At 68.4% G+C, this 13,104-nt stretch carries 10 protein-coding genes; 4 read left to right on the top strand and 6 right to left on the bottom strand.

Annotated elements, in window-relative coordinates; all coding sequences use genetic code 11:
- Positions 1-7 precede the first annotated feature (7 nt).
- From KBI44_01170 to KBI44_01155, 4 genes are read right to left on the bottom strand one after another with little or no spacing between them, the layout of a single operon-like run.
- On the bottom strand, positions 8-976 hold the full coding sequence (locus tag KBI44_01170; GenBank protein ID MBP9143068.1) for a GDP-mannose 4,6-dehydratase: 969 nt from the start codon (positions 974-976) through the stop codon (positions 8-10).
- Entirely contained in the window at positions 977-1,828 is an 852-nt protein-coding gene (gene rfbD / locus KBI44_01165) for a dTDP-4-dehydrorhamnose reductase (GenBank protein MBP9143067.1), read from the bottom strand.
- A gap of 15 nt (positions 1,829-1,843) precedes the next feature.
- Positions 1,844-4,195, bottom strand: a complete 2,352-nt coding sequence (locus tag KBI44_01160) for an LPS-assembly protein LptD (protein ID MBP9143066.1) — start codon at positions 4,193-4,195, stop codon at positions 1,844-1,846.
- The gene (locus tag KBI44_01155) at positions 4,195-5,373 is read right to left on the bottom strand and encodes a thiolase family protein (GenBank protein ID MBP9143065.1); all 1,179 of its coding nucleotides are present in this window, start codon (positions 5,371-5,373) and stop codon (positions 4,195-4,197) included. Before KBI44_01155 ends, KBI44_01160 begins: the two co-directional genes overlap by 1 nt.
- A 110-nt stretch (positions 5,374-5,483) precedes the next feature.
- Between KBI44_01155 and ruvX the strand changes: the two genes are divergently transcribed.
- The 3 genes from ruvX (at position 5,484) to KBI44_01140 (ending at position 9,109) form a co-directional block, all read left to right on the top strand.
- Positions 5,484-5,906 carry a Holliday junction resolvase RuvX gene (gene ruvX, locus KBI44_01150; protein MBP9143064.1) on the top strand — a complete coding sequence of 141 codons (423 nt, stop codon included), beginning with the start codon at positions 5,484-5,486 and terminating at the stop codon, positions 5,904-5,906.
- The gene (gene mltG, locus KBI44_01145) at positions 5,903-7,015 is read left to right on the top strand and encodes an endolytic transglycosylase MltG (protein ID MBP9143063.1); all 1,113 of its coding nucleotides are present in this window, start codon (positions 5,903-5,905) and stop codon (positions 7,013-7,015) included. The genes ruvX and mltG overlap by 4 nt, the downstream gene beginning before the upstream one ends.
- A gap of 138 nt (positions 7,016-7,153) precedes the next feature.
- The gene (locus KBI44_01140; protein ID MBP9143062.1) at positions 7,154-9,109 is read left to right on the top strand and encodes a TonB family protein; all 1,956 of its coding nucleotides are present in this window, start codon (positions 7,154-7,156) and stop codon (positions 9,107-9,109) included.
- 108 nt (positions 9,110-9,217) lie between these two features.
- Here the strand turns inward: KBI44_01140 and KBI44_01135 are convergent, their stop codons facing one another.
- Together KBI44_01135 and KBI44_01130 are read right to left on the bottom strand one after the other, a co-directional pair.
- Positions 9,218-9,844: a hypothetical protein gene (locus KBI44_01135; GenBank protein MBP9143061.1), complete on the bottom strand. Its 627-nt coding sequence runs from the start codon at positions 9,842-9,844 to the stop codon at positions 9,218-9,220.
- A 114-nt stretch (positions 9,845-9,958) separates the two neighbouring features.
- Complete coding sequence (locus KBI44_01130) at positions 9,959-12,232, bottom strand: NADP-dependent malic enzyme (GenBank protein MBP9143060.1); 2,274 nt, start codon at positions 12,230-12,232, stop codon at positions 9,959-9,961.
- 110 nt (positions 12,233-12,342) lie between these two features.
- On the opposite strand from KBI44_01130, the gene KBI44_01125 reads away from it, so the two are divergent.
- Positions 12,343-13,077 carry a DUF3891 family protein gene (locus tag KBI44_01125; protein ID MBP9143059.1) on the top strand — a complete coding sequence of 245 codons (735 nt, stop codon included), beginning with the start codon at positions 12,343-12,345 and terminating at the stop codon, positions 13,075-13,077.
- The last annotated feature ends 27 nt before the right edge of the window (positions 13,078-13,104 follow it).

Genomic DNA, 13,104 nt, shown 5'->3' with positions numbered 1-13,104 from the left:
CCGCGCTCTACTTCCTTGCGATGCGCTGGCGCCAGTAGTTGAGCAGGTCCTCGAGGGTCTGGTCGAAGGGAATCTTCGGTTCCCAGCCGGTGTCGGCGTGGAACTTGGAATAGTCCCCGATCAGCACTTCGACATCCGAGGGCCGCAGCCGCGCCGGGTCGGTCTCGACCTTCACCTCGACTTTCGCCAGGGCGACGAGCTTGTCGAGCATGGCGCGAATGGTGATCGCCTTGCCGGAAGCCAGATTGTAGACCTCGCCCGGCTTGCCCTTCTGTGTCGCAAGAACGTAGCCGCGCACCATGTCGCGGACGTCGGTGAAGTCGCGCACTGCATCGAGGTTGCCAACCTTGATCACCGGCAGGGCCTTGCCGGCCTCGATCGTCGCCACCTGCTTGGCGAAGTTCGAGGTGACGAAGACCTCGCCGCGGCGCGGGCCGGTATGGTTGAAGCCGCGCGTTCGGACCGCCCGGATGCCATAGCTCATGAAGTACTGGTAGGCGAGGAAGTCCTGGGTGACCTTGGAGACCGCATAGGGCGAGAGCGGCCGCAGGGGGTTGGTCTCCTTGATCGGCACCTCGTTCGGCAGCACCAGCCCGTACTCCTCCGAGGAGCAGGCGATCTGGATCGCCGGGTCGAGACCGAGCGACCGCACCGCCTCGAAGATATTGGTCTGGCCCGAGACGTTGTCGGTCAGCGTCTGCAGCGGCGAAACCCACGAGGATGGCACGAAGCTCTGCGCCGCCAGATGGTAGATCGCGTCGGGACGGCTCGTCTCGAGCGCGTTGCGAACGGCGGTCATGTCAGAGAGGTCGCACTCCAGCAGACGGATCCGGCCCTCGATCGCTTCGATGTTCTCGCGCCGGCTGCGCCAGCGGTAGGTGCCGAAGACTTCGACGCCGGGATGGTCAGCCAGAAAGTGCTCGGCAAGGTGCGAGCCCGCGAAGCCGGTGATGCCAGTGATCAGTACGCGTTGCATTCAACTGCTCCTTTGTCTTCGTCCGAGGTGGCTCGTGAGTCCGTCCAGCCAGGACTCGACGCTTCGCCCCGCGAGTTTCTCGAATCGATCGACCGCCAGCACCGAGTAGGCGGGGCGCTGCGCCGGACGGGGTGCCTCCGCGGTCGGGATCGGCACGACTTCGACCGAAGGCTCCAGCCGTCGGGCGATCTCCCGCGCCAGCTCGTACCAGGACACCGTCGGGCGATTCTGGTAGTGCACCAGCCCCGTGGTACCCCATTCTCCCAGATCCGACACGGCTCTGGCCAGAAAGGGGGCCCAGGTCGGAGCGCCCACCTGATCGTCCACGACCCGGAAGCTCTTCTGTCCGTCGCGGATCCGGCCGGCGATCGTGTCGACGAAGTTCGGCCCCCCCGAGCCGAAGATCCAGCTGGTCCGCACGACCAGCGCCCGGCCGAAGGCGAGCGCCTCGATCTCTCCGGCGAGCTTGCTCGCGCCGTAGACCGACTGCGGCGCGGTGGGATGCGCTTCGTCGTAGGGTGAAGTCGCACGGCCATCGAAGACGTAGTCGGTGGAGAGATGGACGAGGCGTGCCCCGGTGGCCTCTGCCGCGCGCGCCAGATTGCCGACCGCGGCGCCGTTGACCGCGAAGGCCTGCGCGGGCTCGCTCTCGCACAGGTCGACCTTGGTGAAGGCGGCGCAGTTCACGATCAGATCGGGCCGGAAGGCGGCGCAGACGTCTCCGACCCGGTCACGGTCGGTGATCTCCCCCTGGCCCCGCGACAGACCGAGCACGGGCCAGCCCCGGCTGCGCCCTTCGCGCACCAGGGCGCTGCCGACGATGCCGGCGCCACCGAAGACGAGCGTCCGCATCGGCTCCTGCCGCCCTCAGCTGCCGCTCGACGCGCCGCCGGAGATGTCCAGAAACGAGCCGACGTTCTTCAGCGTGAGGGAGAGGCGGTAGTCGCGGTCGACGAGCAGGCCGCGGGTGTACTCGCGCCCTTCGAGCTGCACGCTCCAGCACTGCGAGAGATAGTTCAGGAAGTAGCGCTGCTGCTGGATGTCGCCGTTCTCGACGTCGTAGTTGACCTGGCCGTCGAGCCGCAGCCGCTTCGGCAGGATGTCGACTCCGAAGTTGAACCGCACCTGGTCGGAGAGCGTGTCCGAGCGCCCGGGGTCGTTGTAGCTCTCGGCGGCGTAGCGGGTGAACCAGGTGAGCCCCAGGCTGCCGCGCGGCAATCTGGCCGTGCCGGAGAGCGAGGTCGAGTCGAGGCCGGTGAAGAGAGTGTTGTAGGCCGCCTGCGCCTGCAGACTGAACGCCCGGCTCGGATTGAAGCGTACCTTCGCGAAGATCGCGCTCGCCTGATCGCTCGTCTGCCCGTCGCGCGACCGCTGCAGCGGCTGCTCGTCGTCGAACGAGTAGGCCTGCGCGAGCTCGAAGGAGGCGATCTCGAACGCTCCACCCATGGTGGCGTCCGCCGGCCGCGCCAGGAGGCGGTTGATCAGGGCGACTTCGGCGATGTTGCTCGGGTTCAGCAGGTCGATCTCGTCGAACTGCGCGACCCGGTTCTGATCGTCGAAGGCCCCCAGGAATCCGTAGGACCAGCGCGGCTCGATGACGTGCTTGAACTTCGAGAAACTCTTGCCTGCGGTCTCGAAGATGCGCGAGAACGAAGGTCCGACCATCTCGACGTTGGCGGTCGGATAGACCCGGGTCAGCGTCTCGCCGCAGTAGAGCTGGCCGGAGGCGACGGCCTGGTCGTCGCAGCGCTGCTGGCCGACGCCGGTCTCCGGATCAACCTCGTAGGTCGAGAAGCTGTCGCCCCACCAGGTTGCCCGGCCGCCGGCTGCGACCGCGACCGAGAGCCAGGGCGCCGGCCGCAGCGGCAGTTTGACCTCGGGCTGCAGATCGAAGCGGCCGTAGCCCGTATCGTAGGAACCGTCGCGCTTCGATTGGAGATAGTTCGCGGTGGCGCCGATCGAGAGATAGAACGGGCTCGCCCCGATCTTGCGTTCGCGCAGCTGGTAGGCGATCTCGGGCAACTGGCTCTGGATGGTCGTCTCTTCGTTGTCACCGAGAAAGGTCTCGCGCCGGTCGGCGAGGATGTTCAGCGAATGCGCGCCCCAGTTCCCGGAGACGAAGGCGTTCGAGTAGATGAAGCGCCGGGTGTTCTGACTCTCGCTGCGCTCGAAATCGCGGAAGACCTCGAAGTCGGAATAGTGCTCGATGTCGACCACGCCGCGCATGCCGAACGGCAGGGCGTCGTCGACATGGGCCCAGTCGAAGCGCAGGGCATCGTCGTCGAGCTCTTCGTTGTGGAAGTAGTAGGCCCTCGCCAGGCCCCGGATGCTCTCCGAGGGCCGGTAGCGGAACTCGTCGCCCACGCCGTAAAAGCCCTCGGTGTAGCCGTCGACGTAGACGGTGTTGTCGTAGCTGGGTCCGAGCACCTGGTACCAGGCGAGCCCCAGGTACTCGCCGCGCCGCTGTGAATAGCCGACGTTCGGCACCAGGAGGCCGGAGGTGCGCTCCGTCTTCGCCGGCCAGATCATGTAGGGCCAATAGAAGACCGGGAGCTTCTTGACGTGCAGCCGCGCGTTCTTCACCCGCGCATAGCCCTCGACCTCGACTTCGGCCGAAGACATGACGAAACTCCAGTCGGGAGTCTTGTCACCTGTGCAGGAGGTGAAGACGCCGTTGTCGACGGCGAAGTCGTTCGGCCCGGTCTTGGCGATGATGTCGCCCGAGAAGTAGTAGTCCGGGTGGACGAATGCCGTCGCCTGCCAGAAGGTGCCGGTGCGCTGCTCGAGGTCGAACTCGAGTCGCTGGCCGGAGATGCGCTGCGGACCCTGGTCGAAAACCACCTCGCCTTCGGCCTGGACGGTCATCGTGTCGCGATCGAGCGTCAGACGCTCCGCATGAACGACGACATCGCGGAAGTGGATCTCGACCGCTCCGCTGGCCGAAACCTGACTCTCGCCGAAGCTCTCCAGCTCGCCGGCCGATCCCGAGATCGTGCCGCCGCCGCGTTCCTGCGGCACCTTGAGCTCGAAAGTGATCCGGTCGGGTGCCGGCGCCGCCGGGACAGGCTGCGTCGGCGCAGGGACGGGCGCCGGCGTCGTCTCCGGGGCGGACGCTGCTGGGGCTGCAGGCTGCTGGGCCTGGGCTTCGGCCATCCCCGCAAACAGCACCACTTGCGCGACGAGCGCGGCGTGGAAGATCCGGCCGCGGAGGATCGCCATCAGGCGAGCCGTTCGACCACCACGGCGGTCGCTTCGCCGCCGCCGATGCAGATCCCGGCGCAACCCCGCTTGAGCCCCCGCTCCTCGAGCGCGGCCAGCAGCGTGACGAGGATCCGCGCCCCCGAGGCACCGATCGGATGACCCAGCGCGACCGCGCCGCCACGCACGTTCAACTGCTCGTGGGCGATTCCGAGATCGCGCATGCACGCGAGCGCGACGACCGCGAAGGCCTCGTTGATCTCGAACAGGTCGATGTCGGCCACGGTGAGTCCGGCCCGGTCGAGGGCTTTGCGAATGGCGGCGACCGGGGCGGTCGTGAACCACTCCGGCTGCTGCGCGTGCGACGCCTGGGAAATCAGACGGGCGATCGGCTTCACGCCGAGACGCTTCGCCTCCTCGCCCGTCGCCAGCACCAGCGCTGCGGCGCCGTCGTTGATCTTGCTGGCGTTGGCGGCGGTCACCGTGCCGTCCTTCTCGAACGCCGGCTTCAGGCCGGCCATCTTCTCGAGGTCGGACTTGCCCGGTTCCTCGTCGCGATCGACAACCGTGGTGCCCTTGCGCGAGACGATCTCGACCGGCACGATCTCGGAGGCGAACAGGCCGCTCTCCTGCGCGGCGCGCGCGCGGGCATAGCTCTCGCGCGAGAAGGCGTCCTGCTCTTCGCGTGTCAACTTGTACTCGCGGGCGCAGGTTTCGGCGCAGTTCCCCATGTGCTTGTCGCCGTAGGGATCCCACAGGCCGTCGTGGACGAGGGAGTCGACGAGCTTGCCGCCTCCGAGCCGCAGTCCGTCGCGCACGCCCACGGCGAGATAGGGCGCCTGGCTCATGCTTTCCATGCCGCCGGCTGCGACCAGGGAGAAGTCGCCACAGCGCAGGTCGTTCGCGGCCGACATGACGGCCCGCATCGCGGAGCCGCAGACCTTGTTGAAGGTGATCGCGCCGGTCGACTCCGGGCAGCCGGCGCCGAGCGTCGCCTGGCGGGCGGGAGCCTGCCCGATGCCGGCGGCGAGGACGCAGCCCATGTAGACCTGCTGCAGATCGGCGGGGGCCACACCGGCGCGCTGGAGCGCTCCGGCAATCGCGCGGGCGCCCAGTTTCGGCGCCGGCTGGTCACGAAAAACGCCCTGAAAAGCGCCGATCGCAGTGCGCGCTCCGGCGAGGATGAACACTTCGTGCATCTTCCATGTCCTCCGGGACTTGCGAATTGCTCGGGGCGTCCTTCAAGATCTCCGCAAGGAGGCCCGACAGCGGCCGGATGCTAACACAGGCGCTGCGCGGCTCCCGACCCATGAGAGCCCTCGGAATCGACTTCGGCGAACGCAGGATCGGGGTGGCCATTTCCGACCCGGAGGGGAGCTACGCGCTGCCCAGCGAGTCCCTCGTGCGCACCGACGACGCGAGCGCGCTGGCCGCGATCGCGGCCATCGCCCAGCGCGAGAACATCGCCTGGATCGTCGTCGGCGAACCGCTGCGCAGCGACGGATCGGCCGGTCCGCCGGCCGTGCGGGCGAGACGCTTCGCGGCCCGCCTTGCCGCAGCGAGCGGCCTGCCGGTGGAGACCATCGACGAGACACTCACCAGCCGCGAGGCCGACCATCGATTGCGCGAGGCCGGGGTCCCGCCGGCGCGCCGAAAGGAGCGGCGCGACGCGCTCGCCGCTCAACTGCTGCTGCAGGAGGCGCTCGACCGCCACCGGAGCCGTCCCGCGTGACGGCACCCGCCGAGTCGCCTCGACCTTCTTCCGAGTCGCCCACGCGACCGGCGGGCAGGGTCCGCCGCTACGGCTGCCTGCGTCTCCTCGCTGGCCTCCTCTTGTGCGCCCTGCTCGCGGCGGGCGGAGCGGCCGTCTGGGGCTGGCGCGAGGTGCATCGACCCGGACCGGGCACCCCCGGGGAGGTGGCGTTTTTCGTGGTCGAGCCCGGCGAGGCCGGGGGCCGGATCCTGCGCCGGCTGGAGAGCGCAGGGCGGATCCGCTCTTCTCTGCTGGCCCGTGCCTATCTGCGCTGGGGCCTGGGCTCGCCGAATCTCAAGGCCGGCGAATACGAGCTCGCTGCCGACTCTTCGACGGTGGCGATCCTCGACAAGCTCCGCCGCGGCGAGATTCGGACTCTCGCGGTCACTCTCGTCGAGGGGCTCACCCTCGACGAGACCGCGCAGGCCATCGCCGCAGCCGGCCTCGGCGAGCCTGGCCGCTTGCGCGCCGAGTTCGCCTCGCCGGGCCGCATCGCCGATCTCGACCCGTCGGCCCGCCATCTCGAGGGCTACCTCTTTCCGGATACCTATCGCTTCGCCCGCGGCACCGGGGAGGGCGAGATCGCCGACGCCCTCGTCGTGGCCTTCCGCCGCCAGTACGAATCCCGCGTCCGTCCCCTGCGCGCCGCGGACGACCTCCGGCCCCTTCGCGAGCTGGTGATCCTCGCCAGCCTGGTCGAGAAGGAGGCCAGGCTCGACTCCGAGCGGCCGCTCATCGCGGCGGTCTACGCCAACCGCCTGCGGCGCGGCATCGGCCTCTACGCCGATCCGACGATCATCCACGGCCTCAAGCTTCTCGGCCGCTGGAACGGCAATCTGACCCGGAGCGACCTGCGGATGGAGTCGCCCTGGAATACCTACCGCGTTCCGGGCCTCCCCCCCGGACCGATCTGCTCCGCCGGACTGGCCAGTCTCGAGGCGGCCGCGCGCCCGGCCGAGGTCTCCTTTCTCTATTTCGTCAGCAGGAACGACGGCAGTCATGTCTTCGCCGACACCCTCGCCGAGCACAACCGCAACGTCGAACGCTGGCAGAAGCGACCCTTTCGGGCGCGCGCCGGCACGCAGTAGAGGCCGCGGAGGCGCAAACTTCGTGATTGACAGTTCCCGCGATCCGCTGTGGAATAGCCCACAGCAGCTCATCGATAACAGGGCCTTCCACGTCGCGGCGCTCGCGCCAGCGTCACGCCGGCGGGCCTAGGGGGCGGAATGAACACACGCGACCAGTTCGGCAACTACCTTCTCCTCAAGAAACTCTCTGAGGATGCTCTTGGTGAGACCTTTCGCGCCGGCAAGCTCGGCAAGCAGGGCGTCGAGAGGGTCATCCTCCTGCGCGTCTTCAACGGACAGGGCCTGGATGGCGAACGACTCGTGCAGCGGATCCAGTCGCGCGCCCCGTTGCAGCAGGCGCTGAAGAGCCCGAACCTCGGCCTCGGCGTCGACCTCGGCCAGGTGCGCGGCGTTCCCTACGTCGCCTACGACTACATCTCGGGCAAGACGCTCGCCCAGGTTCTCGAGCAGTCGGCCAAGAAGCACTCCCCCATCCCGCTCGACCATGCACTGTTGATGACCGAGCGCATCGCCCTCGGTCTGGCGGTGGCCTACGAGACCCGCATCGGCGACGAGCGCGTGCAGCATGGCTTTCTCACGCCCCACCTCGTGATCGTCTCGAACGAGGGTGAGCTCCGACTGCTCGGCTTCGAGGCCTCGAGCGGCCTGCGAGAGGCAGCGAACCATCCGCTCATCAAGCAGTCCGCCGGCCGCTACCTCGCGCCGGAGGTCCTTTCGGGCGCCGCGCCGGCCAAGTCGGACGACGTCTATTCCCTCGGAGCGATTCTCTTCGAGCTCCTGACCGGGCGCGCCCTGCCGGTCTCCACGGCCGGCGGCCAGGCGGCGCTCGTCGATCAGGCGGTCATCGCGGCCGACGGCGGCAACCTCCATCCAGAGTTGGCGAATCTGCTCAAGCGCAGCCTGGTGCCGCGCGAACAGCGCATCGGCGACGCCGTCACCTGGCACAAGACGCTCGCCAAGATGATGTTCGAAGGCCAGTACAACCCGACGACCTTCAACCTCGCATTCTTCATGCACAACCTCTTCCGTGAGGAGATCGAGCGCGAGACGCAGGAGCTGGAGCTCGAGAAGACCACCGCCATTCCGGTGCCGGCTCCGGCCGCGCCGCCCGCGGCCAAGCCACAAGCTCCCTCGTTCGGGCAGAGCGGCGGCGCCCCGGCCCGCGAGACCCCGGCGCGCGAAGAGACCCCGTCGGGACGCGAGCGCCAGAGCATGGAGAGCAAGCCGGCGAAGAACAACAGCATGCTGATCGCCGCAGGCGTCGGAGGCCTGATCGTCCTTGGCGGCGTGGGCTACTTCATGTTCGGCCGCGGGGGGGCGGCACCCGCTTCTCCCGGGGTGGCGGACGCTCCCCTGAGCGCGGCCCCGGCCGACACCGGGGCGGCTCCGGCCGGTCCGACGCCGGAGGAGATCCAGGCCCAGATCCAGAAGATCGTGGACGACAAGATCAAGAGCTCCTCGGCGCAGTACGAGGAGCAGTTGAAGACCTTGCAGAAGCAGCTCGACGACGCGAAGAAGGCGCAGGAGGCGAGGACTGCCGCAGCGTCGGCACCACGGCCGGTGACGGCCCCGCCGCCGGCGGCACCCGCCGCCACCGCGGCCGCAGTGCCACCGCCGGCGGCCGCGGCAGGATCGGCGTCCACGGCGGCAGCGCCCGCCGGGAGCACGACGGCGACGACGCCGGCGGCCGCACCGACCACCGCCGCGGCCGAGCCCAAGCCCGCCCCGCCGGTCGAGTCCGCGGCGGCGGCTCCCGCACCGGCGGCGACGGCGCCCGGCGCCGTCCGCGTCGGCGACCTCGTCACGATGGGCGCCGGCGTCACACCGCCGAAGGTCGTCCGGCGCGCCAGCCTGCGCTATCCGCCGCTCGCCCAGCGCATGAAGAAGGAAGCGACGGTCACCGTTCGCGTCCTGGTCGACGAGACGGGACGACCCGCCGACGTCCAGGCGACCGGCGCCGCCGCCGGTTTCGGCATGGACGAGGCCGCGATGGACTATGTCCGCGGATTCTCTTTCACGCCGGCGACCAAGAACGGCGTGGCCGTGAAGATGTGGATGGACCTCAAGGTCGCCTTCAACCTGACCGGCGGCTGAACCAGGGGCAGGGGCGACGCACGCGTCGCCCCCGGACACCCGATCGCAGACACAAAAAGAGGCGCCCTCGCGGGCGCCTCTTTTCGTACTGCGATCGCTCGACAGCGTTTACAGGTCGGCAGCCTTGATGCTGGCTACGAGCTGCTGGACGACCGGCTTCATCACCTTGTCGAACTGGCGATCGTCGTAGTCGACGCCACCGCCGAAGCCACCGATGTTGAGCTTGAACTTCGAATCTTCGCCGCGCGCTTCATCGGCCCACAGGATCTCGCCCGTGGTCGTGTCGATGATGCGCGCATTCGCCGCTGCGGTGAAGGTCTTCTTGCCGCCGGAGAATCCCGGCAGGCCGCCGACGCTGGGGGCGCTGGCCGAAGTCCCCTGCGCACCGTACTCGGTCACCGCGCCGGTGAGGAAGTACTGCACGCCGAGGAGCTTTCCGGCCTTGACGGCGGTCTTCGGGTCGACGTCACCCGAGATCGAGAGGTTCTTCTCCTGCATCAGCGCCGCGAGCTGCTCGCGGTCGATGACCCGGAACTTGCCGCTCTTGACGAGCTCGGTCACGAAGACGTCCTGCATCGCCGCGGCGCCACCGTTGTACCACCACTGTCCGTCCGCCTTGTTCTTGAACTCGAGCACCGCGATGCGGGGCTTCGTGTTGTCCGCAGCCTGCACCGGCATCGGCGCGATCGCAAGCAGCAGAGCCAAAACCGTCGTCCATCCGATGATGCGCTTCATAGTCTGCCCTCCCGGGGGTTGATGGGGGATTCTAATGTCCTAATACGGCAATCCTCAAACCAGGGTGCCACTGCCCCCTCCCGCCCCCTTTGGGCCGGTCCGTCCGGCAGTGGTCTACTTGCCCTGTCTGGCCTCGAACTCCTGCGCGTCGACGACGCAGATCGCGGCCATGTTGACGATGTCCGTCACCTCGACACCCCTTTGCAAAACGTGGACCGGCCTCGCCATGCCGAGCAGGATGGGACCGATCGCCTCGGCTCCGGCCAGCCTCCAGATCAGCTTGTAGGCCGTGTTCGCCGAGTTGAGCTCCGGGAAGATCAGGACGTTCGCCGGACCTCCGAGCTTCGTCCAGGGATAGGTCTCCTGGAGCACCGAGGCCATGACCGCGGTGTCGGCCTGCATCTCGCCGTCGATCGCCAGCTCCGGCGCGCGGGCACGGACGATCTCCACCGCCCGACGGGCCTTCCTGGCCGAAGGGTGGGGGTTGGAGCCGAAGTTCGAGAACGACAGCATCGCCACCCGCGGTTCGACGTCGAACCGGCGGGCGAACTCTGCGGTCAGGATGGCGATCTCCGCCAGGGTCTCTGCGTCCGGGTCGATGTTGACCGTGGTGTCGGCGAAGAAGAAGAGCCGGTCCTTGAGAATGAGGATGTAGGCTCCGGCGACCCGATTCACCCCCGGCCGGGTGTGGATGATCTGCAGGGCCGGCCGGATGGTGTCGGCATACTCGTAGGTCAGACCGGAGATCAGTCCGTCGGCATCCCCCTCGGCGACCATCATGCTGCCGAAGTAGTTGCGGGATCGCATGCGCTTGTAGCCGTCCTCGAGAGTCACGCCGGCGCGCCGCCGGAGCTCGTGGAAGCGATGTGCGTAGCGCTCGTATTGCGGAGCGCTCTCGGCGTGCACGATGGTGATCTTGTCTTCCGACAGGCCCAACTCGGCGAGCTTGGCGGCGATGCTCTCTCGCCGGGCCAGCAGGATCGGGTGCGCAATCCCCTGGTCGACGAGGATCTTCGCCGCACGCAGGATCTTGTCCTCCTCGCCCTCCGGAAAGACGATGCGCTTCGGGTTCTCCTTGGCGCGATCGAAGATTCCGCGCATGAGCTCGAGGCGGCGCGAGACCAGATGTTCGAGGCGGTGCCGATACTCCTCGACGCTCCCCACCGAAACGCGGGCGATGCCGCTCTCCTCGGCCGCCTTGGCGACCGCTGGAGCGACGGTGAGCAGGACACGGTAGTCGAACGGCTTGGGGATGAGGTAGTCGCGGCCGAACTTGAGAGCCTTGATTCCGTAGGCCTTGAGCACCGAGTCGGGCACGTCCTCGCGAGCCAGGCCCGCGAGGGCGCGCGTCGCCGCGAGCTTCATCGCGCCGTTGATGTCGGAGGCGCGGGTGTCGAGCGCGCCGCGGAAGAGGAAGGGGAAGCCGAGAACGTTGTTCACCTGATTGGGATAGTCGCTGCGTCCGGTTGCCATGATGGCGTCGGGACGGGCCGCCAGGGCTTCGTCGTAGCCGATCTCCGGCGTCGGGTTGGCCATCGCGAAGATGATCGGGTTCGGCGCCATCTTGAGCAGCATCTCGGGCGTGACGGCGCCGGCGACTGAAAGGCCGACCAGCACGTCGGCGCCCGCCAGGGCGTCCTCGAGGGTGCGCGCCGAGGTGTCGGCGGCGAACTCCATCTTCTGGGCGTCGGTATCGTTCGGGCGGCCGCGGTAGATGACGCCCTTGCGATCGCAGAGGATGATGTTCTCCCTGCTGAGTCCGAGCTCGAGGTAGAGGCGCAGGCAGCCGAAGGCAGCGGCACCGGCGCCGGAGAGCACCAGTTTCACATCCTCGATGCGCTTGCCGGCAATCTCGAGTGCATTGACGAGCGCCGCGCCGGAGATGATCGCCGTGCCGTGTTGATCGTCGTGGAAGACCGGGATGTTCATCTCGGCCTTGAGCCGGCGTTCGATCTCGAAGCACTCGGGAGCCTTGATGTCCTCGAGGTTGATGCCCCCGAAGGTCGGCTCGAGCAGTTTCACCGCCCGGATGAACTCTTCCGGATCCTCCGTCGCGACCTCGATGTCGAAGACGTCGATGCCGGCGAAGCGCTTGAACAGGACACCCTTGCCCTCCATGACCGGCTTGCCGGCCAGGGCACCGATGTTTCCCAGCCCGAGAACGGCCGTGCCGTTGGAGATGACCGCCACCAGGTTGCCCTTGGCGGTGTATTCGTAGGCGAGAAGGGGGTCTTTCTCGATGGCGAGGCAGGGCTCGGCGACCCCTGGCGTGTAGGCCAGCGAGAGGTCGCGCTGTGTGGCCGTCGGCTTCGACGGCAAGACTTCGATCTTTCCTTTGGGAGCGCGGGAGTGGTACTCGAGCGCTTCTTCGCGCGTGATTTTTTCCATGCGAGAAGTCTATCGCCCCGTGCAACCTCCTTCCGGGCAGGTACCCCTCCTCCAGGGACCTTCCGCCGGGGCGGGCGAGGTAAGGTTCACCGCATGGAGAGCTCGCTCGAGTGATCGTGACCCGGACACCCTCCGGCAGCCGCCTCGTCACCCAGGCGGATCACGCCCGGCTGGCCGGCGACATCCTGCGGCTCGTGCGCCTGCCGGAACTGGTCGAGCACCCGCGGCGCGAGCTCTTGCTGCGGGCGGTGCGGGAGCACGACAACGGCTGGTGGGAGGCCGACTCGGCACCGAGGCTCGCGGCCTCCGGAAGCACGGCACTCGATTTTCGCGACTTTCCGGGGGACCTCCGGCAGGAGATCTGGCGGCGCGGGGTCGAGCGCTTCGCCGCCGACAGTCCCTATCTCGCGGCGCTCCTTTCGGCCCACAGCCTGCGTCTGCTCCGGCGCTTCGGCGGCGAGCCCTCCTGGGCGGCCTTCCGGGCCGAGCTCGCGGAGCGCCAGCAGGAGCTTCTCGAAGCGGCAGGAGGGAGCCTGGACGAGGTGGCTGCAGACGATCCCTGGATGGAGCTCGCCGACGGCCTCTCGCTGGCCGCCTGTACCGGCGAAGCCGCCTTCGTCGAGGTTCCCGGCTGGCAGGCCAGGGTCGAGCTCCTCGGCGACGGCGAGAACGCCGGCGAGCGGGTCGAGCTCCGGCTGCAGCCCTTCCCCTTCGCCGGCTCGACCACCTTCGACCTCCCCTGCCGAACCCTCGCCGAGGCTCGATTCGGCTCCGGCTCAGCGCTCGGCGTGGCGCTCGTCGGCTCGCCCTGGAGGCGCCTGCAGGTGCGCGTCCGGGCACTCTAGAGGGCCGTGGTCTCCGCCCGGCCGGGT

The organism is Thermoanaerobaculia bacterium (genome assembly GCA_018057705.1).
GTDB lineage: Bacteria > Acidobacteriota > Thermoanaerobaculia > Multivoradales > JAGPDF01 > JAGPDF01.
This window is presented reverse-complemented; position numbering and strand designations above follow the sequence as displayed.

Bases quoted from the DNA above. Each gene is read 5' to 3' on its own strand.
- KBI44_01170 (MBP9143068.1), bottom strand. From the start codon at position 976: ATGCAACGCGTACTGATCACTGGCATCACCGGCTTCGCGGGCTCGCAC.
- rfbD (MBP9143067.1), bottom strand. From the start codon at position 1,828: ATGCGGACGCTCGTCTTCGGTGGCGCCGGCATCGTCGGCAGCGCCCTG.
- KBI44_01160 (MBP9143066.1), bottom strand. From the start codon at position 4,195: ATGGCGATCCTCCGCGGCCGGATCTTCCACGCCGCGCTCGTCGCGCAA.
- KBI44_01155 (MBP9143065.1), bottom strand. From the start codon at position 5,373: ATGCACGAAGTGTTCATCCTCGCCGGAGCGCGCACTGCGATCGGCGCT.
- ruvX (MBP9143064.1), top strand. From the start codon at position 5,484: ATGAGAGCCCTCGGAATCGACTTCGGCGAACGCAGGATCGGGGTGGCC.
- KBI44_01140 (MBP9143062.1), top strand. From the start codon at position 7,154: ATGAACACACGCGACCAGTTCGGCAACTACCTTCTCCTCAAGAAACTC.
- KBI44_01135 (MBP9143061.1), bottom strand. From the start codon at position 9,844: ATGAAGCGCATCATCGGATGGACGACGGTTTTGGCTCTGCTGCTTGCG.
- KBI44_01130 (MBP9143060.1), bottom strand. From the start codon at position 12,232: ATGGAAAAAATCACGCGCGAAGAAGCGCTCGAGTACCACTCCCGCGCT.